The following is a 22,138-nucleotide window of genomic DNA, read 5'->3' as shown; positions in this document are numbered from 1 at the left end:
CATAAGCCACACCCGGCCCTCCCGGGCCGCCTAACAACTTACGGAGATCCCATGAGCCGGCCCAACGATGTCGGCGGCGCCCAGGGGTTCGGCGCGCTCGCCGGCGCACTCCCGCCCGACCCGCCGATCGTGGCGGCGTACGGCCCCGACGGGCGCTCCGCGTGGGGCGCGGACTGGCAGGCCCGGGTGTGGGCGCTGATCGCGGTGCTCGGCATGAACGGAGTCTGCTCGGCCAGCGAGCTGCGCGACGCGGAGGAGCGTGCGGACCCGGGCGCGTTCCTCGCGTCGTCGTACTACGAACGGGTCGTCGGCGGGATGGAGCGGCTGTTCGAGGAGCGCGGCCTGCTGAGCGACACGGCCGACGCGGGTGACACGGCCGACGCCGACGGTAGGAGCGACGCCGCTGACGGTACGGGCGACGCGTGAGCGGCGTCCCTTCCCCGGCCTTCCGGATCGGCCAGCCGGTCCGGGTGCGGGCCGCCGACCCCCCGTACCACACCCGGGTGCCCCGCTATGTCCGCGGCCACACCGGTCAGGTCCGTGCCGTGCAGCCCGTCTGCGAACTCCCCGACGACGTGGCCCGCCGCCGCTCGCCCGTACGGAGGCTGCCCGTCTACAGCGTCGCCTTCGCGGCGAGCGGTCTGTGGGACGGAACTCCCTCGGATACGGACCACGAGGTGGTGTGCGATCTGTGGGAGTGCTATCTGGACGCGGCCGGGCCCGGCGGCGCCACCGATCAGGAGGAACGACCCCGATGAGCGGAGAACACACCGATCTGCCGGTCGCCGCCAGGGTGCGGCGGCTGGAGGCCCGGCTCGTCGCGGCGGGGCTGGTGACGGACGAGCAGCTCGACGCCGTACTGGAGCAGCGTCTGTACCGGGCCACCCCGTTCAACGGCGCGAGGCTGGTGGCCCGCGCCTGGACGGATCCGGGCTTCCGCGCCCTGCTGCTGGACGACGCCGGAGAGGCACTGGAACAGGCGGGGCTGGGCGGGCTGCTGGCGCCCGACGAGCATCTGCGCGTGGTGGAGAACACCGCGGGGACACACAATGTCGTGGTGTGCACGCTGTGCTCGTGCTATCCACTGCTGCTGCTCGGGCCGTCGCCGAGCTGGTACCGCAGTGACGCCTACCGGGCCCGGGTGGTCCGCGAACCGCGCGCCGTACTGGCCGAGTTCGGGTACCGGGTGCCGGACGAGGTGGCGGTACGGGTGTGGGACGCGACGGCGGAGGCCCGCTACATGGTCCTGCCGCGCCGCCCGGCCGGCACCGGGCATCTGGACGAGGAGGCCCTGCGCGGCCTGGTCACCCGCTCGGGGCTGATCGGCACGGCCCCGGTGTAGGCCCCGTCCGGGCACTTCCGTACCCCCACGGGCGGGGTCCGGGGCGACTGTCCCCGGACCCCGCCGTGCTGTGTCCACGGCCCGTCAGGGGGCGGCGAAGCGCGTCACCGCGTCGAGGTAGTCGGTCGGGTCGGACAGCCCGGCCTCACGGAACGCCTCGCGCCGCTCGTAGCAGGTGCCGCAGGTCCCGCAGTGCCGCTCGCCGCCCTTGTAGCAGGACCAGCTCCGCTCCAGCGGGGCCCCCAGCCGCGTGCCGTGTGCGGCGATGTCCGACTTGGACCAGGTGATGAACGGCGCCTCCACGGAGGGCGTCGGGAAGCCCTCGTTGGCGACCTTCACCAGCTCGCCGAGCGCGTCGAGGAACGCGGGGCGGCAGTCGGGGTAGATGAAGTGGTCGCCCGCGTGCATGCCCAGCGCCACCGTCCCGGCGCGGTGCGCGACACCCACCGACACCGCGACATTGGCGAGGACCGCGTTGCGGTTCGGTACGACGGTGGCCCGCATGGACTCCTCCGCGTAGTGCCCGTCAGGAACGCTGACGCTGTCGTCCGTCAGGGCCGAGCCCGCCAGTACGGAACCGAAGCCGCTGAGGTCCACCACATGGTGCCGCGCCTCGTAGTGGGCGGCGATCCCGCGCGCCGACTCGATCTCCTTGCGGTGCCGCTGACCGTAGTCGACCGTCACGGCGATCAGGCCGTAGCCCAGCGCGGCGTAGTGCGCCATGAGAGTGGTGGAGTCCATACCTCCCGAGAGCACCACCACGGCGGTGAACGGGTCGGTGCTACGGCTGTTCTGCTCCATCAGGAACCTCCGGTCAGGGGAAGGACACCGAGGGGAGCGGCACGGTCGGCCGCCTGCTCGCCCTCAGCGTGTCCCAGGGAGCGGTCCGTCCACATCTCGGTGCGGAACCGAAGGACGGCGGGCAGCGAGCCGAAAGGCCGGTCCGCGCGGTCCGAGACGGCCCCGGGAACAGCTTCCGGGACAGCTCCCGGTACGGCCGAGGACGCGAAGGCCGGGGCGCGCTGACCGGTGCCGCCGGGAGCGCCGTCGGCGAGCAGCGACCAGACGCCCGGCGGGCGGAAGATCTCCTGGAAGTCACGTCGGCCGGTGATGCCCAGCTTCCGGTACGCGCTCGACAGGTGCAGCTCGACCGTACGGCGGGTGATGCCCAGGACGGTCGAGATACGCCGGTTGGACAGGCCCTGCGTGGCCTGGAGGAGGATCTGCCGCTCCCGGGTGGTCAGGGCGAGGATCCCGCGCAGCGAGGCGTGCTGGGGCGTGCGCTCGTCGGCCGCCGCGAGATGGGTCCTGACCTGCTCGGCCAGCGGCCGGGCGCCGCACCGGCGGGCCAGCCGTACCGCCTCGGTGAGCGCGGCCACCCCGTACTGCTGGCGGCCCAGCCGGAGCAGCAGAGCGCCCAGGTCGGCCTGGGCGAGCGCCAGATCGAGCTCGCTGCCCGCGCTCTCCAGCAACTGGACCGCCTCGCGCAGCATGCGCTCGCCCCGCAGTCCGCCCGCCACATCGGCCAGTGCCCGTAGCGCGCGGCCGTGCTCCAGCGCGGTGTCCGCGGCCTCGGCGGCACGCATCTGCTCGGCCGCCGCTTCCTCCGCCTCGTCCAGCAGCCCGGCCTGCCGCAGCAGGACGACGGCATGGATCCGCCAGGGCACGGCCGCCGTGGACCGTACCCCCGACGCGCCGTTGCGCAGGCGCAGTTCGGTCAGGTCACGCGCGGCGCCGGGCAGATCGCCGCAGGCGGCGCGGAGCCGTGCCCTGGCCAGCAGGACATGCCGGTGGTACCAGCCGGGCGCCAGCTCCTCCGCGTAATGGTGCCTGCGGAGCAGCGCCCACGCCTGTTCGTTCCTGCCCAGGCTGGTCAGTACGTCGGCGAGCAGCCCGACGGCCTCGGCCCGGTGGGGCTCGCCGGCCTCCGCACCGCCGCACGACAAGCCGCCCACGGACTCCCCCAGTTGGAGCTGCGCCTCGTTCAACCGGCCCTGGCCGAGGGCGATCTGACCGGCGACCAGGAGCAGCAGCGGGCAGCCGGGCGGGAAGAGGGCGTCATCACGTCGGTCACCGCGGCGCATGTGCGCGGCCGCCGCGGCGGCTTCCTCGTACCGCCCGTTCTGTACGAGAACCGTCAGCGCCGCCGGTACGGTCAGCGGGTGCGCCGACGACTCCTCGCCGCATTCGGCGAGGACCGCGCGCGCCTCCTCCACCGCCGACCGGCTGTCCCCGCCGCCCAAGTCGCGGCAGAGCGCCCCGACCGCGGCCGCCGCCGTACGCAGCCCGGGCGAGGGGCCCGGGCTGTCGGACACGGACCGGGCGTCGGGCAGCGGGAGTTCGTCGAGGAGCCGGGCGGTACGGGCCGGGGGTCCGGCGAACAGCCCCGCGACGGTACGGTGCAGCCGCGGCCACCGGGACAGTCCGGTGCCGGCGACGGCCGCGGCGGTCGCGGTCAGCACCCGCTCGGTGTCCTCCGGGGCGCGGGCCTCGTACAGCGCGCGGCCCACCCGGTGCAGCAGCCGTTCCCGTACGCTCTCGTCGCCCGTCGCGGCCAGCATCGCAACCGTCGCGTCGACCCCGTCGGCCCAGTCGGCGCGCAGCCGCACGTCCGAGAGCAGCAGGACGGCCCGGTGGTGGTCCTCGCCGGTCGCCACCCGCAGGGCCCGCTCCAGGAAGCGCAGCGCGCCGTCGTTGTCATCGGCGGCCGCGGCGCCGCGGGCGGCCTGGAGCAGCACCTCGGTGGACCAGGAGTCGTCCAGCGGAACGGTGGACGCGAGGAGATGACCGGCGACCCGGCCGGCCGCCGCGCCGTGCCGGTGCAGATGGCCCGCCGCGCTCAGGTGCGCCGCGCTCCGCGCCATACGGGTCATCCCGCCGGCCAGGGCCGTGCGCAGCACCGGATGCCTGAGTGTGACGGTGCCGTCGTCCGCGATCAGCCGCATCCTGACCAGCAGGTCTGCCGCGACCAGAGTCTGTTCGAGCGTCATCCCGCTGAGGTGGGCGGCCAGTGGGGCGGCGTCGGCGGTGTCGTCGTCCGCGAGGGCGATCACCGCGGCGAGCCGCCCGAGAGCGGGGTCGATCGGGTCCAGCCGTCCGGTCACCGCCTCGGCGACGGCCGGGAGTACGGCCGTACCGAGCGCCGCGGTGTCGGTGGCCCTCGGGCCCTTCTCGCGGGCCCAGCGCAGCAACTCCCCCAGCATGAAGGGGTTTCCGGCGCTGAGGCGGTGGCAGGCCGCGGCGAATTCGGGCGGTACGCCGCGCCGCAGTACGGCGCGTGCCGCGGCGGCGGTGTCCCGCTCGGACAGTCCGTCCAGTACGAGCTGCTCGGTGCCCTGTAATAACGCGGCCAACTCCCTCGGCGCCGTGGCGGGTTCGCCCTGCCGTATGGAGATGGCCATGACGACGGGCAGCCGGGCACAGGCCTGCCTCATCCGGTTCAGCTCGTCCAGTGCGGCGGCGTCGGCCCGGCACACGTCGTCGACGGTCACGACCAGCGGGGCGTGTCCGGCGGCCTCCCGTACGGCGTTGCGCAGCACGGCCGGCGGCACCGGTGCCGGAGCGGCCGGATCGAGTCCCTGGGTGCCGGCGGTCCGCTCGCCCGCCGCCCGCAGTGCGGCACCGGGGACGCTTCCGGCGGGCAGCACCGCCAGCAGTTCGTCGAAGAGGCCCTGCTCGATCCGGTGGCAGGGCCGGGCGCAGTCCAGCCTGATGACGGCACATCCCCGCTCGCGGGCGGAGACCCGGAACTCGTGCAACAACGCGCTGCGCCCCACGCCCAGTTCGCCGGTGAATGAGTAGACGGTCATGCCGGTCCGCGTGCTGTCGCGCACGGCGTCGCCGAACAACCGCAGTTCTTTGCGTCGGCCAGTGAAATGAGGTGAGTGCTTCTCGCCGGTGGCCATGACACCTCTCCGTTCATAGATCCGCTCGCCCCGGAACTGATCTCTCCGGTCCGTGGGCGCTACGAAGACATAACCCGTGAAGGATGGCGTGGAAAACAGCACGAATTCGCCACAGTCACTCACCAGAAGCAGACACAACCGCACATCCGGCCTCCGCATGGCCGGAGGGCACCCTCCCTGGCCAGGGCGGACCACGGCCCGGCCGCCCCGGGACACGTGTCCCGGTTCGCCGCGCCTCAGGTCCGGCTCGTACCGCGAGAACGGCCAGGACTCCCCGTTCATGTGCGGACGGCACTTGCCGGGCGGTCGCCGGCCGGCCGCCCGGCTGCTCGCACACGGCCCGCAGGACCGTTCGCGACACCGCCCGCGATCGGGGAATCCACTGGTCAGCCGCTCGCCAGAAGGTTCAGGGCCGCCATTCCCCGGGCGGTGTGCCGAGAAGCTCGGCGATACGGGCGGGATCCGGCAGGGGGCCGTGGTCACCGCTCACCCGGAGGGCGGCGCCCGCGGTGAGATGGCCGAGGCGGAGGGCGCGGACCATGTCCTCGCCGCGCAGCAGCCCCGCGAGGAATCCGGCGGCGAAGGCGTCGCCCGCCCCCACCGGTTCGACCACCTCCACCTTCGGCGCGGGTACGGCGTGCACCTGGGCGCCGTCGAAAGCGGTCGACTCATGAGCGCCGTCCTTGACGACCAGGATCCTGGGGCCGGGCAGCAACGCCCTTACGCCGGCCGCGTCCAGCTCCTCTCCCCACAGGGCGCGCGCCTCGTCGAGCCCGACGAAGGTGACGTCCGCGCGGTTCGCAAGATCGTGGAGTACGGAACCGGCGGTCGAGGCCGTGCCGTCGGTCCAGAGCGCGGGCCGGTGGTTGACGTCGAAGCTGATGGAGTACGGGCGTTCGCCGGGCGGGGTGCGCAGGGCCTCGGTGACCAGGGCCAGGCAGTCCGGCGAGAGGGCCGGGGTGATTCCGCTGAGGTGGACGAGACCCGCGGTGCGTACGGTCTCGTCGTCGAGAAGGTCCGGGCCCAGGGCGGAAGCGGCCGAGCCGCGGCGGTAGTAGTGCACCCCGGTCCCTTCGGGGGCGGGGTCCTTCACCAGCAGCCCGGTGGGCCGCCGGGGATCCGTCCGTACCCCGCGGACATCGACCCCGGCCGCCGCGACCTCGGCGAGGATCCGCCGCCCGAACGGATCGTCCCCCACGGCGGAGACCCATCGCGCGGGCACCCCGTGATCGGCCAGATACACCGCCGTGTTCGACTCGGCCCCGGCGATCCGGACCCGCAGCAGATCGGCTCCGTCCAGCGGGGCCACGGGCTCGGGCACGAAGGCGGCCATGGTCTCGCCGATACAGGTCACGGGCCCGGGAGCGGGCCGCCACCCGGCCGCCTGTGCCTGTGCATGTGCCTGTGGGGTGCTCATACGGCCGTCTCCGGTCGGTACGGTGCGGCCGGCAGGCCCGGGACGTCCACCCGTACCCCGAAGACCGCTCCGTCCAGTGGGCCCGGCTCGGACAGGGCATGGCGGGCACTGGTGATCAGGAGCATGTCACCGTGCAGGCATACGCCCGCCGGCTGGACGGCGGGAAGCCGGAGTCGGCGGTCCAGGGTGCCGTCCGGGCTGTAGTGGTGGACCGTGCCGGTACCCCAGACAGCGGTCCACAGACCGCCCTCCGCGTCGACCGTCATCCCGTCCGGGCTGCCTTCGTCGAGTACGGCGAAGGTGTCGGCCGGACCGAGTGTGCCGGTGGCGGGGGCGACCCCGTAGCGGCGGATGACGCCGCGTGCGCTGTCGGCGAGATACATCAGGGTGCCGTCGGCGTTGAACGCCGGGCCGTTGGGAACGGTGAGGCCGTCCAGCGCGCGGACGACCGTACCGTCGCGGTCGACGCGGTACAGCGAACCCGCGCCCTCGCTCGCGTCGTACGCCATGCTGCCCGCCCAGAACCTGCCGTGCGGGTCAGCGCTCGCGTCGTTCATCCGCATCGCCCGAGCCGCGCCGTCCTCCGGGCGCGCCGGCCAGTCGGTCCTCCCGTCCGGACCGATCCGGCAGATTCCCGTACCGGCCGCGGCTATCCACTCGCCCGGACGCCCCTCGACCGGGGCGACCGCGCCCAGCGGTACCGGCAGCCGGGCCAGCGTCCGAAGGGGCCCGGTGCGGTCGTCCGGTCCGGCGAGCAGCCGCCCGGAGAGGATGTCGACGAGGACGACACCGCCGTCCACCGACCGTATGCCCTCGCCGAGTTCGAGCCGGTCCGTCCAGTACGGGACGGGAGCGTCCCCCGTCATCGCCCGTGTCATCGCCCGGCCTCCGCACTGCCGGCGGCGTCGACGGCGACCGCGTCCAGGAAGACCCGGGCGCGGGCGCGCAGTCCGTCGATGTCGCCCCCGTCGGCGGCGTCGCCGATCAGCGGTGACCCCACGCCCACGGCGACCGCGCCCTGTGCCAGATGGGCGCGGGCCGCCTCCGCGTCCACTCCCCCGACCGGTACGAACGGCTCCCCGGGGAACGGCCCGCGCAGCGCCCGCAGATACTCCGGTCCGCCCGCCTGCGCCACCGGGAAGATCTTGAGCGCGTCGGCGCCGCGCCGCCGGGCCTCGACGATGTCCGTGGGGGTCATCACCCCGGCGAGCACGGGGAGCCGGAGCTCCTTGGCGGCCGTGATCCCCTCGCAGACGGCCGGGGTGACGATGAAGTCGGCGCCCGCGTCATGTGCCGCCCGCGCGTCCTGGGCGGTCAGCACGGTGCCCGCGCCGAGGGGCGCGGCGGGGCCCAGTCCGGCCCGGGCCCGGCGGATGACGCCGAGGGCGTCGCGGCCGCTGAGGGAGACCTCGATGAGCGGAATGCCCTCCTCGGCCAGGGTCAGTACGGTCCTGAGGGCGCCGTCCGCGTCGTCGCCACGCACGATGGCGACGATCCGGTGGGCGCGCAGCGCGGTCAGCAGATCCACGTGCGGAAGTCCTTCCGGTGCTCGGTTGCTGTGTCGGTTGCCGTGCCGGTCATTGATTCGCGCCCGATTCCGTCCCCGTCTGCGCCTGCGCCTCCGCCGCCACGGTGAGCCGCCAGCGCACCTCGCCGCCGCGCGGGACGCGCGCCGCGTCGCCGTCCCCGGCGGACGCCAGGTCGAAGACGCGGCCCAGCATCGGTTCCACCCCCGTGGAGCGGTACGGCCGGTCGTCGGGGAAGCCGCGGAGATTGCGCCAGAGGGCGATGGACACCGGCTGTCCCTCGGCCTCGACGGCGAAGCGGAGGGCGGCGGGGCCGTCATGGACGTACACCGCCGAGGCGGAGACGACGGCGCCCACGGCCGTTCCGTCGTCCGGTCCCAGCCGGTCGAGGCCGCCGGTGGTCCCGACCGCCGGCCATACCGCCGGGGTCCAGCCGTCGCCCCCGTCGGGATAGACCCGTACCGGCGCGCCGTCCGGGATCCCGATCCGTGCCCCCTCCGAGAGGTCGAGCAGCGCGTGCGCCGCCCACAGGAACCGGTAGCCGGGCTCCGCCGTCAGCCGGTAGCCGACGACGGCCCGCCCCTCGCCGGCACTGATCCGGCGTTCGAGACGGAAGTCCGGGCAGTCGACGGACTCGGTGTCGCCGTCCCGCCGCCAGGCGCGCGACCAGGCGTCCCCGTGGTCGGGGACGCCCCGGACCGTCGGCACACACTCTTCGAGACCGCCCGCGTCGGCGAAGTCGTCGCCGGGCACCACCGAGGGCCGCCGTGGTTCGTCCCGATGCCAGAGCCATTCGCGGCCCCCGGCCCGCAGCGAGGTCCAGCGTCCGCCGTGGGCCGGGTCGGTGGTGATGTGAGGGGTGCCGCGGACCGGCGAGGCCGACGGCTTGCCGCTCACCATTCCGCGAAGGAGCCGTCGGGGTGCCGCCACACCGGGTTGCGCCAGGCGTGCCCGGTGCGGTCGGCCGCCCGTACGGCGGTCTCGTCGACGGTGATACCGAGCCCTGGCAGCCCGGTACGGAGCGCCTGCCCGTCGACGAAGCGGAACGGATCGGTGTCGACGACGTACGAGAGCAGATCGGCGTCCTTGTTGTAGTGGATGCCCCGGCTCTGCTCCTGGATGAGGAAGTTGGGTGTGCAGAAGGCGATCTGGAGGCTGGCGGCCAGCGCGATCGGGCCGAGCGGGCAGTGCGGTGCGAGCTGCGCTCCGTATGTCTCGGCGAGCGCGGCGATCCGGTGGACCTCGGAGATGCCGCCCGCGTGCGAGAGGTCCGGCTGCGCCACGGCGATGCCCGCCGCCAGCGCGGGCAGGAACTCGGCTCGCCCGTACAGCCGTTCACCGGTGGCGATGGGTACGGAGGTGGCGCCGACGAGGCCCGTCAGCAGATGGCCCTGCTCGGGCAGCAGGGGTTCCTCGACGAACAGCGGGTGCAGCGGTTCGACGGCGTGCAGGACCCGTCGCGCGCCCGCAGCGCCGAACCGCCCGTGCAGATCGACGGCGACGTCCCGCTCCGGGCCGAGTGCCTCCCGGGCGGCGGCCACCCGCGCCACGACGGCCGCGGTCTCGGCGGCGGTGGGGATCGGGGGCGTACGGCCCGCAGCGTTCATCTTGACGGCGGTGAAGCCCGCTTCGACCTGGGCGGTGATCTCGTCGGTGAGCCGTACGGGTTCGTCGCCGCCCACCCAGGCGTACACCCTTACCCGGTCGCGGACCGGTCCGCCGAGCAGGGCGTGCACCGGGGCGCCGTAGGTCTTTCCCGCGATGTCCCAGAGCGCCTGGTCGATGCCGGCGACGGCGCTGGAGAGCACCGGGCCGCCGCGGTAGAAGCCGCCCTTGCTCAGCACCTGCCAGTGGTCCTGGATCCGCAGCGGGTCCCGGCCGACCAGATACTCGGCGAGGACGTCGACGGCGGCGCGCACCACCTCGGCGCGGCCCTCGACGACGGGTTCGCCCCAGCCGACCACGCCGTCGTCCGTCTCGATACGGCAGAACAGCCAGCGGGGCGGAACGAGGAAGGTCTCGACGCGTGTGATCTTCACCGGGCAGGGCCCTCTTCGGTGCCGGTGGCGCCACCGGTGCCCGTACCACCGCCGGGGCCGCCCGCGCCCGTACCGCCGTGCACACGGTCCAGGTCACGTACCGCCTGGTCGAGCAGCGCCCGCATCGCGCGTTCCGCGCCGGCCGGGTCCCGGTCGCGTACGGCGTCGAGCACGGCACGGTGGCTGGGCACCGGATTCTCGCCGTGCAGGGTGCTGTGCACGATCTCGTCGCGGTGCGCGAGACCGGACTCGATGACCATCTCCATACGTTCCAGCAGCTCGTTGTGGGTCGCCGCGAGGAGCGCGCGGTGGAAGCCGAGGTCCGCCTGCACCGCGTGCGCGGCGCCTCCCCCGGTCTCCCCCATCGCGCTCAGGGCCGCTTCGAGCGCGTCGAGGTCGGCGTCGGTACGCCGCTCTGCGGCCAGCCGGACGGCGGCCGGTTCGATGATGCTGCGGACCTCGCCGAGATCGCGCAGCAGCGTCAGATCCGTACCGTTGCCGGGGCCCGTGCCGCCCGCGAACTGCCAGCGCAGCACGTCCGCGTCGAGCAGGTTCCAGTCGGAGCGCGCCCGTACGAAGGTGCCGCGCTTCTGGCGCGCGTCGACCATCCCCTTGGCCGCGAGGACCTTCAGCGACTCCCTGAGGGCGGTCAGGCTGACGTCCAACTCACGCTGCAACGACACCAGATCCAGTGTCGCCCCCTCGGGGATCTCGCCGCTGAGCACCCGGCGCGCGAGAGTCTCCACGGTCTGGCCGTGCACTCCGCGGCGCGCGTATGGCGTCATGTCGTTGTGTGCCTTTCTGCTGGGGGTTTCGGGTACGGCGAGGTCAGGCCGAGGCTTTGACGACGGACCAGCCGCCGTCCACGAGCAGGCTCGACCCGGTGATGTAGGACGCTTCCCCGGCGGCGAGGAAGGCGATGGCCGCGGCGACTTCCTCCGGGGTGCCGAACCGCCGGGCCGCCGTCTCCGCCACGCTCTTCTGCCGGTCCTCCTCGGAGACCCGGTCCCAGGCCGCGGTGAGGATGGGTCCGGGCAGAACGGCGTTGACGCGCACCTCCGGCCCGTACTCGACCGCGAGCTGTCCGCACAGCGACAGCAGGGCGCCTTTGGACGCCGCGTAGGCCGGGTGTCCGGGGATGCCCTTGTGGGCGTGTACGGAGGAGGTCAGCACGACGGCGCCGTGGTGGGCGCGCAGGTCGGGCAGAACGGCGCGGAAGCCGAGGAACCCGCCGGTGAGGTTGACTGCGATCTGGCGCTCCCAGGAGGCGAGGGTCATCTCGTGCGCGGGGGTGACGTCCACCGTATACGCGTTGCTGACGAGGACACTGACCGGCCCGAAAGCGTGGGCGGCGGTGACGATCCGCTCCCAGTCCCCCTCGTCCGCCACATCCGCGCGGACGAACAGGGCGCGGCCACCCCGGTCCCGTACGGCCGCCGCGACGGCCTCGCCGCGCTCGGCCGCGAGATCGGCGAGGACCACGGCGGCGCCCTCCGCGGCGAGGCGTTCCGCGGTGGCCGCGCCGATGCCCGAGGCGGCTCCGGTGACCACGGCCACCTGGCCGTCGAAGCGGGTGGTTCCGTTCATGGGGCGGGTCGACTCCTCTGTGGGGGGATGCGGGTGGCGGGGCAGGCGGATACCGGCTGCGCGGAAGGGGGTCCGGCCGCCGTCACTCCCGCTCCGGTACGGACTCCCGCTCCAGGACGACCAGTTCGGCGTCGTACTGCGCGGTCCAGGCGAACGGCAGTCCGTAGTGGACGAGATGGGCGCCGCTGTAGCGGATGCCGGTGGCCCGGTCGGTGTAGTGGACGGCCGGGTCCAGTCCGCGCAGCCGCAGCCGGTCCGCGCGCCCCGGCACCAGCGGCGCTCCGTCCAGCCGCCCGGTGTGCCAGGCGGTGACGGCGATCCGGGCGCCGCCCGGCTCCTCGTACTGCATACCGCAGGTGGGGTCGGCGGGGCTGTTCAGGATCCGGGCCTCGCCGTGGTGGATCACGTCGCGGATCTCCTTGTAGCGGGCCACCCACCGGGCCGCCTCGGCGCGCCGCTCGGGCGACCAGCCGCGGATGTCCGCGCCGATGCCGAGGACGCCCGCAATGGAGAGGACGAAGCGGAACGCGAGCGAGCGCGGCCGTGCGTCGAAGACGCCCGGCGAGTCGGTGACCCAGCTGCTCATGGTGTGCGGTGCGTGCGCGTGGAGATACCCGTACTGGATGGCGAGCCGGTCCATCGGGGCGGTGTTGTCGCTGGGCCACACCACATCCGTACGGGCGATGGTGGCGTGCTCGATACGGCCGCCTCCGCCGGAGCAGCCCTCGACCGTGACCTGGGGGTGGCGGGCACGGAGGTGGTCGAGGACACGGAGATAGCCCGCGACATGCGCGGCGTCCAGATCCTGTTCCTCGACGGGCCCGCCGCCCGGCCTGCCGCGTTCGGTCGGCGGACGGTTCATGTCCCACTTGAGGTAGCTGATGGCGTGGGCGCCGAGGAGCCGGTCGAGGGTGGCGATGACGAAGTCCTGGACATCGGTGCGCCCGAGGTCGAGCAGAAGCTGTTCGCGTACGAGGGTGGCGGGGCGCCCCTCGATCCGGTAGACCCAGTCCGGGTGTTCGGCGTACAGCGCGGACCTGGGGCTGACCGCCTCGGGTTCGACCCAGAGGCCGAAGTCCATTCCGGTGGCGCGCACCTGGGCGATGAAGTCGTCGAAGCCATCGGGGAAGTTCGCCGGGTCGGGATGCCAGTCGCCGAGTCCGCCGGTCTCGTCGTGGCGTCCGGTGAACCAGCCGTCGTCCACGACGAACAGTTCGGCGCCCATCTCGGCCGCGTGGCGGGCGAGTTCGAGCTGGCTCGCCGCGTCGACGGCGAAGCCGGTGGCCTCCCAGGAGTTGTAGAGGACCTTGCGGGGGCGGTGCATCCGCTCGCCGGTCAGCCCGCGTTCGTAGCGGTGCCAGACCCGGGCCAGTCCGTCGAGCCCCTCGGGGCTGAACGCGCAAGCCAGCCTGGGGGTGGTGAGGGTGGCGCCGGGGGCGAGGCGTACGGCGCTCTCGTGGGGCAGCCGTCCGGCGCGGACGCGGACGGCGCCGCCCGGCTCGGCGTCGGCGCTGATGCGCCAGTTGCCGGACCATTCGAGGGCGATGCCGTAGGTGGGGGTGGCGGGCCCGTCCGGTTCGGCGGCGTCCTGGACGGCGAGCCAGGGCGCGTAGGCGTGCCCCGGCACGCCCTGGGAGGAGGCCATCTCGAAGCGGCCACGGGTGAGTTCGAGCCGCGTGTGCTGGAATTCCCGCGACCACTGGCCGGTGAGATACGTGAGCCGGGCGCCGCCGTCGACCGGGACATTGACCGCGGCGGAGTCGATGCGCTCGAAGCGCAGCTCCTGGTCGCCGACACAGGTCAGTTCGGTCCAGCGGAGGATCACATCGGTGCCCGGGACGGTCTCGTAGCACAGGGCCACGCCCAGTCCCTGCTTCTCGTCGGTGAACTCCAGCCGCAGCGCCCGCTCCCCGTCCCGGGTGGCCGCGGCCGGCCGCCACCAGGTGCCGCGGTCCTCCCCGGGCCGCTGCACGGTCAGGTCGGCGCCGGTGAAGGGCCGCAGTCCGTACGGGATGTACTCGGCGGGTGCCGCGTCGGCGCGGGTGATGAAGTGCGTACGGTTCGGCCGCTCGAAGGGCGAGGGTCCGGTCTCGGCGCCGTGCGGTCCCCAGGCGGCGAGTTCGGCCCACCGTCCGTCGTCGGTGAGGCGCACGGCGTAGACGGTGTTCTCGGTGCGCAGCAGCCACCGTCGCGGTGGGGTCACTTCACTGCTCCCAGGTTGAGGCCGGCCACGAAGTGGCGCTGGAACTTGAGGAAGACGAGGACGGTCGGGAGGGCCGCGATCACGGAGCCCGCGGCGATGACGTTCCACATGGAGACGTACTGGCCCTGGAGTCCGATGAGGGAGGCGGTGATGGGCATCCGGCTGTCGGTGCGCAGCACGGTGATGGCCCAGAGCAGGTCGTTGAAGATCCAGGTGAACGACAGGGCGCTGAGCGCGGCCATGGCGGGGCGGGCGAGCGGCATGATGACGCGGCTGTAGATCTGCCAGGGGCCGGCGCCGTCGATGACCGCGGCCTGCTGGATCTCGGGCGGTATGGACCGCATGAAGCCGTACAGGACGAACACGTAGAACCCGACGCCGAAGCCGACCTGCACCCCGATCAGCGCGTACAGCGTGTCGTACACGCCGAGCATCTCGCTGAGCCTGGAGACGGGTACGAGCAGGATCTGCGCGGGCAGCAGGTTCCCGCCGAGCATCAGCAGCAGGAGCGTGCGGCGCAGCGGCAGGGCGTACCGGCTGAGCGCGAAAGCCGCCATGGAGGCGAGCAGCAGCGACAGCAGCACGGTCGGCACGGTGACGAGCAGGCTGTTGATGAGCGCGCGCTGCTGGCCGCCGTAGACCCAGGCCTGGCGGAAGCCATCCAGGGTGAAGGAGTGCGGCAGGCTGCCCACGCCGTGGGCGGCGACGTCGTCGAACGAGCGGGTGCTGGTGACCAGGACGAGCGCGATGGGCAGCAGCCACAGCGCGGAGAGCAGTCCGGCACCGAGGTGGAACCCCGCGGTCCCCCATATCCGGCGGCGGTCGCGCCGGCCGGCGGGCGGTGCCTGGGCGGGGGTGGCGGTCATGAGTCGGCCTCCCGGAAGGCGCGCAGGAGATAGGACACGATGACCCCGAAGGCCAGGACGAAGATCACCACGGCGAGAGCGGAACCGTATCCCAGCCGCAGCGACTGGAAGGCGGTGGAGTACATGTACGTGCTGAGCAGTTCGGAGGAGTGGTACGGGCCGCCGCGGGTGAGCGACCACACCACGTCGAACGAACGCAGCGAGTCGATCACGACGACGGACAGCACGACCGCGTTGACACTGCTGAGCTGTGGCAGTGTGATGTGGCGGAACTGCTGACGGCGGGTGGCGCCGTCGACCTTGGCCGCTTCGTACAGCACCGGATCAATGCCCTTGAGCCCGGCGAGGTAGAGCACCATCACATAGCCGATCTGCCGCCACAGCGCGGGCACGATCACGGCGTACAGGGCGGTGTCCTGGTCGGCGAGCCAGGAGTGGGTGAGCCCGCCGAGCCCGACCCCTTCGAGGGTCTTGTTGATCAGCCCGTCCGGCTGGTACATCGCCTGCCACACCAGGGCCGTGGCGACCAGCGAGAACACCACCGGCAGAAACAGCGCGGCCCGGTAGAACCCGACCCCCCGGCGCTCCTGCTGGAGCAGGAGCGCCGCGCCGAGGCCGAGGACCACGGAGAGCCCGCCGAAGAGCACCAGCCAGACGACCGTGTCGAGCGCGGCGGTACGGAAGATCTCGTCCCCGAGCATCTCGCGGAAGTTGGCCAGGCCGATGAACTTCGGGGCGCTGACCCCGTCCCACTGGGTGAAGGCGAGGTAGAAGCCCTGGATGGCGGGCCAGAACACCCAGAACGCCTCGATGAGCAGCGGTACGAGGACGAACGCGAGCACCAGGGGCGGGACCCTGGTCGCCCGTCCGCGGGCCGGGGTCCGCCCGGCGGCCCGCTTCCGGGTCTGCTCGCGGGGCGCGGTGACGACCGCCATGTCACTGGCTCCAGATCTTCTGCGCGTCCCGCTGCCAGGTGGTGAGGATGGAGCCGATCTCCTTGGGCTCGGCCAGATACCGGGTGAGCGCGTTGTCGGCGGTGGGCGACAGGGCGTCGCTGGAGTCCCGGTTGAAGAACTGGGTGAGGTCCGCCGCGTCGTCGATCAGCTTGCGGCCCTTGATGACCAGGGGCGTTCCGCTGTCCTTGGCATCGGGGTGGGTCGGCAGGGAGGTGCCGGAGGAGCCCTTGAGATAGATCTCCTGCGCCTCGGCGGTGGCCAGGAAGCGCATGAGTTCCTTGGTCTCTTCCTTGCGGCCGGTACGGGCGCTGGCGAAGTAGCCGTCGGTGGGGGCCTCTTCGGCGAGCGGGATCTTCGGGTCGATCACCGGGAACCGGAAGAAGTCGATGTCGTCGAGCTGGTCCTTGGGCGTGGAGTCGGCGAAGAAGGTGCCGATCAGCATCATGCCCGTGCGGCCCTGGAGGAGCGCGGTGGTCGCGTCCTGGAAGGGCAGCGCGGTCCCGTTGGGGTCGAAGTACGGCAGTGCCTCGCCCCACCGGTCGAAGACCTTGCGGACCTCGGGGTCGTCGAAGCGGTGCTTTCCGGCGAGCAGATCACGGTGGTAGGCGGCGCCGTTGATCCGGATGTTCAGATAGTCGAACCAGGACGAGGCCACCCAGGGGGTGTTGCCGCCGGCGCCGAGTCCGATGGGCGCCACGCCCTTGCCCTTGAGCGCGTCGCACAGGCCGAGGAACTCGTCCCAGGTCTTGGGTTCCTTGACGCCCCACTTGGCGAAGTTCGACTTCCGGTAGAAGACGCCCCACCAGTAGTAGGTGGTCGGGACGAAGACCTTCTTGCCCGCCGAGTCGGTGCACAGCTTCTTCAACGCGTCCGAGTATCCGGCCAGTTCGGGCTTCTCCCAGATGTCGCTGACATCGAGGAGCAGGTCCTTCTTCGCGTACGACTCCGCGACCGAGCCGGGGTACCAGGTGTAGAGGTCCGGCGGGTTGGCCGAGGTGAGGTAGGTCGGAAGCTGGGTGCGGAAGGTCTCCGAAGCGACGGTGTTGAGCGAGCCCCGCGCACCGCCCCGCTTGTTGAAGGCGTCGACGACCTGCTGCATCGCGGACTTGGCCTGCGGCGCGGAGAGGTTGGACTGCAGGGTGACCGCGCCGCCCGAGGAGGACGAGCCGCCCGATGACGACGAGGTGACGCAGCCGCCCACCAGCGCGGCGGCGCCGATGGCTCCGGCGCCGGCGAGAAACCCGCGCCGGCTGTGTGCTGTGGTGTTCATGGGACTCCCTATGCGCCCACGGAACGGGGCCCGGCGCCCTGACGGCCGGGCTCTCGTTCGGCTGATACAGACTGACGTGGCACGGAGCCACCGTCAAGATTAATTACTAATTTATTTGCCGATGTTCTGACCAGGCCTGATCCCGGGGGCCGGACGACCGGCAGGGCCGTACGGCCCCCGGGCGGTGTGTCAGGCGCTCGCCTGGTGGACCTGGTCGCCGACCCCGCGGAAGAGGGTCAGTACGGAGGAGCCGTCCGGCCCTGCGACGGCCGCCAGTTCGCCGTCGAAGACCGCGCCGGCATAGCCCTGGCGCTGCGACCAGTCGTTCCAGGTCCCGGTCCCCGTGTCGTAGGTGCGCTGCCAGAGGGTGTAGTCACCGGCCCGCGCGAACAGCCGTACGGTGTCGCCCGCGACGGCGAGGGTGGGGCTGCCGCTCACGGTCCCGCCCAGCGACGACCAGGCCGACCAGGTGCCGTCGGCATCCCGTACCCGCAGCCTGACCGAGTCGTCGGCGGTGCGGACGGCGAGATGCGTACGGCCGGCGGAGTCGACGACGGCCGAGGGCCGGCCGTACAGCGCCACCCCGTCCGGGCCCTGGAACGAGGTCCAGCCGGACTCCGCGCCCCGCGTGTGGATCAGCCCGTCCTCGCCCCGGGCGAAGAGGGTCCACCGGCCGGGGCTCTCGTACGCCACCCCCGGCGCGTCCGCGAGCCGTCCCCCGAGCTTCTGCCAGCGGCCCCACCGGCCGTCGGCGAAGCCGCGCCGGTAGGCCGCGCCGTCCGTGCCGCGCACGAACACATCGATCCGGCCGCCCGAGGATCCATAGGCGGCGGGCTGCCCGGCGATACGGCCCTGCGTGGGACCGCCGAGGCCGGTGGTCCGCGCGGACCACTGGCCGTCGCGCCCGGTCTGCTGCCGCAGCGAACCGTCCGTCCCCCGGGTGAACGCGGTCAGCCGGTCGCCGTCCCGCACCAGCGCGGGCGTGGCCCCGGACCGTACCCCGAGCGGAACACCCGGAGCGTCGTCCTCGCCCTTGAGCAGGAGGAACGCCGTGCCATGGGCGGGCACGCCGACGGTGTACGAACCGGAGTGCGTCCCACGGCTCTGCCTGGCCCGCAGGTCCCGTACGGCGACCTCTCCCGCCAGCCCGGCGTCGGCGAACCTCACCGTGCGCTCGGCCGGGCGGTCCGAGCGGTTGAGGAGCACGACCGCGCGCTTGCCGGTGCCCTGGAGCACCTTGCTGTAGACGTCACCGATGGCATCGGTGGCGACCCGTACGCCCTGAACGGCGAGCGGGTCCTGGTCGACGGCCAGGATCTCCGGGTTCCTGAGGGTGTCGATCATCGACTGCGGCAGGGTGCGCGGGTCGGAGCCGATGACCAGCGGGGAGGCCATCTCCGCCCACATCACGAGCTGGGTGGTGGACTCCTCCTCGGTCAGTTCGTACGAGCCGTCCGCCAGCTCGCGCATCGGGATCAGATAGTCCGGGTCGTTGTAGCGGCCGGGGCCCTGCGCCTCGGGATGCCAGGCGTTGGCGTCCATGTTGCGCAGGACATTGGGCCACTGGCCGGCCGTCGGGGTGCCCCAGGCGATGTCGGTGCCGGTGCGCCAGGAATCGGCGGTCGTCGGACCGTACACAAAGGCGTTGTGCGCGTCCTGCGCCGGGGTGTGCGGCAGACCCCAGTCGTCGGTGAGCGGATTGCAGAGATTGAGCAGCATGCGCCGGCCGGACACGGCGACGGCATCGCTGAACTCCTTGAAGGCGGGTCCGGGATCGGCCTTCTCGGTGATCCCGCAGAGGAAGTCGACCTTGATCGCGTCGATCTTCCACTCCGCGAACTGCCGCGCGTCCTCGGTGTAGTGACCGCGACTGCCGAGCCCGCAGGTCCTGCCGCCGTCGTAGGTACCGGCGTCGGTGTAGATACCCGCCTTCAGTCCGCGCTGGTGCAGATACGACACGAGGGCGGGGATGCCGGAGGGAAAACGGCCGGGGTGCGCGGTAAGACGTCCGGCACTGTCACGCGGAGTGTCCGCCTGCCAGCCGCCGTCGAGCCAGACGATGTCGTAACCGCTGTCCCTGAGACCGCTGCTGACGAGATGGTCGGCGACTCCCTTGACCTCGGCCTCCGTCGGGGCACCGAGACCGTAGTAGGTGTTCCAGCCCATGTACGGGGTGGGCGCGAGCCCGCTGTCGTAGTAAGGCGGCGCGCCCCCGTCCCGCGCCTGCGGCCGGGCAGTGGCCCGAGCGGCCCCGACTGCCCCGGCGGTGGGCACGGCCACCGCCAAGAGCACGGCGGCGCCGAGAACGGCCACGGCACGACGGGCCCGCGCCGTCCCTGCACGATGCGACATCACTTGCCTCTCCCGAGAGTTGGGGATACCTGGCGAACGGCGCCCCGCGAATCAGGGGGGCCGCGCCACGACGAAGACTGTGGCGACGCGTTCGAGCCCTGTCAACGATTATTACTAATTAACTTAAATTCGGGTCGGGGCAGCGCTCACGGCGGCACACCGGGCCCGGGCCCTGGGCTGGGGTCAACACGTGCCTTGACACCGCCGAGATCTTCCAGGAGCGCAGCGACCCGCGTGCCACACTCGACGCGCTGATCAACTTGGGGGCCGCCCCGGGGGAGCTTCTCCGGTCCGCGACTCCTGTCCACGACCGGCACCCCCGCCGCCTGATCCCGGAATAGTCGGGCGCCCGGCCCGAGTTGGCACGGTCGTCGCTGGATTTCGATCACCTCTGGGAGAACAAGACGATGGTTACTCTGCAGGAGTCCATGGGCCGCTACGGGATCTGGAGCGCGGCGCTCCGCCCCGGGGGCGCCACGCCGGACGCCGAGATCCGCGAAGCCGCCGCCGAGCTGGAGGAACTCGGCTTCGGGGCCGCCTGGCTGGGCGGCAGCGGTGTCGAGCAGGCCGTGCCGCTCATCGAGGCCACCTCCCGGTTCGCCGTCGCCACCGGCATCCTCAGCATCTGGCAGCACGAGGCCGCGGACACCGCCGCCCGGTTCCTGGAGCTGGAGTCCCGGCATCCGGGCCGTTTCGTCCTCGGTATCGGCGCCAGCCACGCCAAGTTCGCCGCGCAGTACCAGCGCCCGTACTCGGCCGTGGCGGGCTATCTCGACGCCCTGGACGCGGCCAAGGTCCCCGCCGGGCGGGTCGTACTGGCCGCGCTCGGCCCGAAGATGCTCGAACTCTCCCGTGACCGCGCGGGCGGCGCCCACCCGTATCTCGTCACCCCCGAGCACACCGCGCAGGCCCGGGAGATCCTGGGCGCGGGACCGCTGCTGGCGCCCGAGCTGAAGGTCGTCCTGGACTCCGACCCGCAGACCGCCCGCGCCACGGCCCGCGGTTACCTCGGTATGTATCTCACCCTGCCGAACTACACGAACAGCTTCCTGCGGCTGGGCTTCACCGAGGACGACTTCGCGAACGGCGGCAGCGACCGGCTCATCGACGCGGTGTACGCCTGGGGCGACGACGCCCGGATCAGGTCCCGTATCGACGCCTTCCACGCGGCCGGCGCGGACCATGTGGCGCTCCAGGTCGTCACCCCCGGCAGCACCGCCGGCGCTCCGGGGCCGCTCCCCCGCGACGGGTGGCGCCGCCTCGCCGGGATCGTGGCCTGACCGCCGCCGCCCTCCGCGCCCCTACCCGTGGCGTCCGCGAACGGACGCCACGGGTGGTCATGGTCTGAGGTTGCTGACCACCCCGGCCGTGGCGCTGATCCCGTTCGCGATCGTCGGCGCCATGCTCGTACCCGCGAGAAAGAACCCGAGCAGGACACAGACCGCCGCGTGTGAGAACTTCAGTCCGCCCATCCGCATGAAGATCGCCGCGAGAATCAGCAGAAGCAGCACCGCTGAGATCGAGATGGCCATCGACAAACCTCCTCCGCCGCACCGGAATAGCGGCATTCGGCCGCCAGTGTGGCGGAGGAGGGGGCCCGTTCCCCCGAGTGGCGTGTCCGCCGTACGAGTGATTGAGGCCGGGGGTCGCGACCAGTGCCGCGACCGGCAGGGTTTGCCCCACGAAGCAAACCCTGCCGGGAGGGGCGCTACCGCCGGTGGTCGCGCAGGAAACGTTCGAGGCCCGCCAGGTCGTCCGTATTGAGGTGGTCGACCCCGGCACCGAGCAACACGGCCCAGACGGCGTCCCGCTCGGGGCCCGCCACGTCGGGCGTGGCCCAGAACCGTACGCGCTGACCGCGGCTGTGCGCGGCGGTGACGATACGGCACAGCTCGGCGTGTTCCTCGGCGGGGAAGTCCCCCGCTCCCTGCCAGTCGAAGCTCTGGGTCCAATTGCTGCTGATCAGCGGGACGAAGGACGCGGGCGCAGCGGTCCCGAGGTCTTCGAGCCGCCCGTCGTAGAACGCGTACCGCACCCGCTGCGCCTCCATCGGCTCACGGGCCGCCCGGTCGCCGGAGATCACCGGGGTGACCGCGCCGAGGCGCACGGAACCGTACGAATAGGTGCTCAGCATCGAGCGGTACGCCGTGAGTTGGCGGTGGAGTTCGTTGTAGGCGGCGACGCCGTCCGTCTTGATGTCGATGAGAAGCTGCACGGGCCGGTGGTAACCCCGGTGCACAAAGCCGTGGTTGGCCCGTACCCGCGCGAACAGCGGGTCCAGGTAGAGCTTCCGGAGGGTACGGGCCGGGTCGAGCGCGGCGGGCTCATGTGCGACGAGGAGTTCGCCGTCGACCAGGAAGATGTCGGCCTCCACACTCGTGAAGCCGTGCGAGAGGGCGTCGAGGAGCGGGCGGGGGTGGAGGTAGTCGTTGTGGGCATGGGCCTGGCGCAGCGGCCGGGGACCCCAGCCGGCCGGGATCCTGTTGGCGGCCTGGGCGTACGAAGGAGTCGCGACGGCTCCCGCGAGCGCGGCGGCGAGCGCGCTGACGGCTCTGCGGCGGGTGGTGAGGGCCATGATGCCTCCGGGTGAGCGCGGTGGGGCGCGGACCAGGCGAGTATCCGCCGCGGTGAGGGGAGGCCGGAGCGTTGCCGGGGAGAGTTCGCCCTCTTGCCAT

The 22,138-nt window shown here is 72.5% G+C and carries 20 protein-coding genes; 4 read left to right on the top strand and 16 right to left on the bottom strand.

Features of this window, described 5'->3' with window-relative positions; translation table 11 throughout:
- Positions 1-51: 51 nt before the first annotated feature.
- The 3 genes from WH07_RS41750 to WH07_RS12025 are packed head-to-tail and all read left to right on the top strand — an operon-like array spanning position 52 to position 1,342.
- Entirely contained in the window at positions 52-426 is a 375-nt protein-coding gene (locus WH07_RS41750) for an SH3-like domain-containing protein (RefSeq protein WP_052744340.1), read from the top strand.
- Positions 423-758, top strand: a complete 336-nt coding sequence (locus WH07_RS41745; protein WP_046499223.1) for an SH3-like domain-containing protein — start codon at positions 423-425, stop codon at positions 756-758. The genes WH07_RS41750 and WH07_RS41745 overlap by 4 nt, the downstream gene beginning before the upstream one ends.
- Positions 755-1,342, top strand: a complete 588-nt coding sequence (locus WH07_RS12025; RefSeq protein ID WP_046499221.1) for a nitrile hydratase subunit alpha — start codon at positions 755-757, stop codon at positions 1,340-1,342. The genes WH07_RS41745 and WH07_RS12025 overlap by 4 nt, the downstream gene beginning before the upstream one ends.
- Before the next feature lie 84 nt (positions 1,343-1,426).
- On the opposite strand, the gene queC is transcribed toward WH07_RS12025, so the two are convergent.
- The 14 genes from queC to WH07_RS11955 form a co-directional block, all read right to left on the bottom strand.
- Complete coding sequence (queC, locus tag WH07_RS12020; RefSeq protein WP_046499218.1) at positions 1,427-2,143, bottom strand: 7-cyano-7-deazaguanine synthase QueC; 717 nt, start codon at positions 2,141-2,143, stop codon at positions 1,427-1,429.
- Entirely contained in the window at positions 2,143-5,247 is a 3,105-nt protein-coding gene (locus tag WH07_RS12015) for a helix-turn-helix transcriptional regulator (protein WP_198533787.1), read from the bottom strand. Before WH07_RS12015 ends, queC begins: the two co-directional genes overlap by 1 nt.
- A gap of 406 nt (positions 5,248-5,653) precedes the next feature.
- Positions 5,654-6,664 carry a sugar kinase gene (locus tag WH07_RS12010; RefSeq protein WP_046499214.1) on the bottom strand — a complete coding sequence of 337 codons (1,011 nt, stop codon included), beginning with the start codon at positions 6,662-6,664 and terminating at the stop codon, positions 5,654-5,656.
- A complete protein-coding gene (locus WH07_RS12005) occupies positions 6,661-7,542 on the bottom strand; it encodes an SMP-30/gluconolactonase/LRE family protein (protein WP_106409554.1) in 882 nt (293 codons plus the stop codon). The genes WH07_RS12010 and WH07_RS12005 overlap by 4 nt, the downstream gene beginning before the upstream one ends.
- The gene (locus tag WH07_RS12000; protein WP_046499213.1) at positions 7,539-8,192 is read right to left on the bottom strand and encodes a bifunctional 4-hydroxy-2-oxoglutarate aldolase/2-dehydro-3-deoxy-phosphogluconate aldolase; all 654 of its coding nucleotides are present in this window, start codon (positions 8,190-8,192) and stop codon (positions 7,539-7,541) included. Before WH07_RS12000 ends, WH07_RS12005 begins: the two co-directional genes overlap by 4 nt.
- Before the next feature lie 49 nt (positions 8,193-8,241).
- Entirely contained in the window at positions 8,242-9,090 is an 849-nt protein-coding gene (locus tag WH07_RS11995) for a hypothetical protein (RefSeq protein WP_046499210.1), read from the bottom strand.
- Positions 9,084-10,229, bottom strand: a complete 1,146-nt coding sequence (gene dgoD, locus WH07_RS11990) for a galactonate dehydratase (RefSeq protein ID WP_046499208.1) — start codon at positions 10,227-10,229, stop codon at positions 9,084-9,086. The genes WH07_RS11995 and dgoD overlap by 7 nt, the downstream gene beginning before the upstream one ends.
- Positions 10,226-11,014, bottom strand: a complete 789-nt coding sequence (locus WH07_RS11985) for a FadR/GntR family transcriptional regulator (protein ID WP_079023158.1) — start codon at positions 11,012-11,014, stop codon at positions 10,226-10,228. The genes dgoD and WH07_RS11985 overlap by 4 nt, the downstream gene beginning before the upstream one ends.
- Before the next feature lie 43 nt (positions 11,015-11,057).
- On the bottom strand, positions 11,058-11,816 hold the full coding sequence (locus WH07_RS11980) for an SDR family NAD(P)-dependent oxidoreductase (RefSeq protein ID WP_046499204.1): 759 nt from the start codon (positions 11,814-11,816) through the stop codon (positions 11,058-11,060).
- An 82-nt stretch (positions 11,817-11,898) separates the two neighbouring features.
- Positions 11,899-14,019: an alpha-galactosidase gene (locus WH07_RS11975; protein ID WP_046499201.1), complete on the bottom strand. Its 2,121-nt coding sequence runs from the start codon at positions 14,017-14,019 to the stop codon at positions 11,899-11,901.
- Entirely contained in the window at positions 14,016-14,885 is an 870-nt protein-coding gene (locus tag WH07_RS11970) for a carbohydrate ABC transporter permease (protein ID WP_046499197.1), read from the bottom strand. The genes WH07_RS11975 and WH07_RS11970 overlap by 4 nt, the downstream gene beginning before the upstream one ends.
- On the bottom strand, positions 14,882-15,820 hold the full coding sequence (locus tag WH07_RS11965; protein ID WP_046499195.1) for a carbohydrate ABC transporter permease: 939 nt from the start codon (positions 15,818-15,820) through the stop codon (positions 14,882-14,884). Before WH07_RS11965 ends, WH07_RS11970 begins: the two co-directional genes overlap by 4 nt.
- A gap of 1 nt (position 15,821) precedes the next feature.
- Positions 15,822-17,111 carry an ABC transporter substrate-binding protein gene (locus WH07_RS11960; protein ID WP_046499193.1) on the bottom strand — a complete coding sequence of 430 codons (1,290 nt, stop codon included), beginning with the start codon at positions 17,109-17,111 and terminating at the stop codon, positions 15,822-15,824.
- Positions 17,112-17,300: 189 nt separating this feature from the next.
- Complete coding sequence (locus WH07_RS11955; protein ID WP_046499191.1) at positions 17,301-19,463, bottom strand: glycoside hydrolase family 27 protein; 2,163 nt, start codon at positions 19,461-19,463, stop codon at positions 17,301-17,303.
- A gap of 407 nt (positions 19,464-19,870) precedes the next feature.
- On the opposite strand from WH07_RS11955, the gene WH07_RS11950 reads away from it, so the two are divergent.
- Complete coding sequence (locus tag WH07_RS11950) at positions 19,871-20,743, top strand: LLM class F420-dependent oxidoreductase (protein ID WP_046499229.1); 873 nt, start codon at positions 19,871-19,873, stop codon at positions 20,741-20,743.
- Between the two features lie 57 nt (positions 20,744-20,800).
- Here the strand turns inward: WH07_RS11950 and WH07_RS11945 are convergent, their stop codons facing one another.
- The gene (locus WH07_RS11945; protein ID WP_046499187.1) at positions 20,801-20,995 is read right to left on the bottom strand and encodes a hypothetical protein; all 195 of its coding nucleotides are present in this window, start codon (positions 20,993-20,995) and stop codon (positions 20,801-20,803) included.
- Positions 20,996-21,171: 176 nt separating this feature from the next.
- Positions 21,172-22,038 carry a phosphatidylinositol-specific phospholipase C/glycerophosphodiester phosphodiesterase family protein gene (locus WH07_RS11940; protein WP_046499185.1) on the bottom strand — a complete coding sequence of 289 codons (867 nt, stop codon included), beginning with the start codon at positions 22,036-22,038 and terminating at the stop codon, positions 21,172-21,174.
- Between the last annotated feature and the right edge of the window lie 100 nt (positions 22,039-22,138).

The organism is Streptomyces odonnellii, assembly GCF_000981895.1.
In the GTDB taxonomy this organism is placed as follows: Bacteria; Actinomycetota; Actinomycetes; order Streptomycetales; family Streptomycetaceae; genus Streptomyces; species Streptomyces odonnellii.
This window is presented reverse-complemented; position numbering and strand designations above follow the sequence as displayed.

Bases quoted from the DNA above. Each gene is read 5' to 3' on its own strand.
- WH07_RS12015 (WP_198533787.1), bottom strand. From the start codon at position 5,247: ATGGCCACCGGCGAGAAGCACTCACCTCATTTCACTGGCCGACGCAAA.
- WH07_RS11980 (WP_046499204.1), bottom strand. From the start codon at position 11,816: ATGAACGGAACCACCCGCTTCGACGGCCAGGTGGCCGTGGTCACCGGA.
- WH07_RS12005 (WP_106409554.1), bottom strand. From the start codon at position 7,542: ATGACACGGGCGATGACGGGGGACGCTCCCGTCCCGTACTGGACGGAC.
- WH07_RS11955 (WP_046499191.1), bottom strand. From the start codon at position 19,463: ATGTCGCATCGTGCAGGGACGGCGCGGGCCCGTCGTGCCGTGGCCGTT.
- WH07_RS11965 (WP_046499195.1), bottom strand. From the start codon at position 15,820: ATGGCGGTCGTCACCGCGCCCCGCGAGCAGACCCGGAAGCGGGCCGCC.
- WH07_RS11945 (WP_046499187.1), bottom strand. From the start codon at position 20,995: ATGGCCATCTCGATCTCAGCGGTGCTGCTTCTGCTGATTCTCGCGGCG.
- WH07_RS11970 (WP_046499197.1), bottom strand. From the start codon at position 14,885: ATGACCGCCACCCCCGCCCAGGCACCGCCCGCCGGCCGGCGCGACCGC.
- WH07_RS11995 (WP_046499210.1), bottom strand. From the start codon at position 9,090: ATGGTGAGCGGCAAGCCGTCGGCCTCGCCGGTCCGCGGCACCCCTCAC.
- WH07_RS11950 (WP_046499229.1), top strand. From the start codon at position 19,871: ATGGTTACTCTGCAGGAGTCCATGGGCCGCTACGGGATCTGGAGCGCG.
- WH07_RS11940 (WP_046499185.1), bottom strand. From the start codon at position 22,038: ATGGCCCTCACCACCCGCCGCAGAGCCGTCAGCGCGCTCGCCGCCGCG.
- WH07_RS12010 (WP_046499214.1), bottom strand. From the start codon at position 6,664: ATGAGCACCCCACAGGCACATGCACAGGCACAGGCGGCCGGGTGGCGG.
- WH07_RS11960 (WP_046499193.1), bottom strand. From the start codon at position 17,111: ATGAACACCACAGCACACAGCCGGCGCGGGTTTCTCGCCGGCGCCGGA.
- queC (WP_046499218.1), bottom strand. From the start codon at position 2,143: ATGGAGCAGAACAGCCGTAGCACCGACCCGTTCACCGCCGTGGTGGTG.
- WH07_RS41750 (WP_052744340.1), top strand. From the start codon at position 52: ATGAGCCGGCCCAACGATGTCGGCGGCGCCCAGGGGTTCGGCGCGCTC.
- WH07_RS12025 (WP_046499221.1), top strand. From the start codon at position 755: ATGAGCGGAGAACACACCGATCTGCCGGTCGCCGCCAGGGTGCGGCGG.
- WH07_RS11985 (WP_079023158.1), bottom strand. From the start codon at position 11,014: ATGACGCCATACGCGCGCCGCGGAGTGCACGGCCAGACCGTGGAGACT.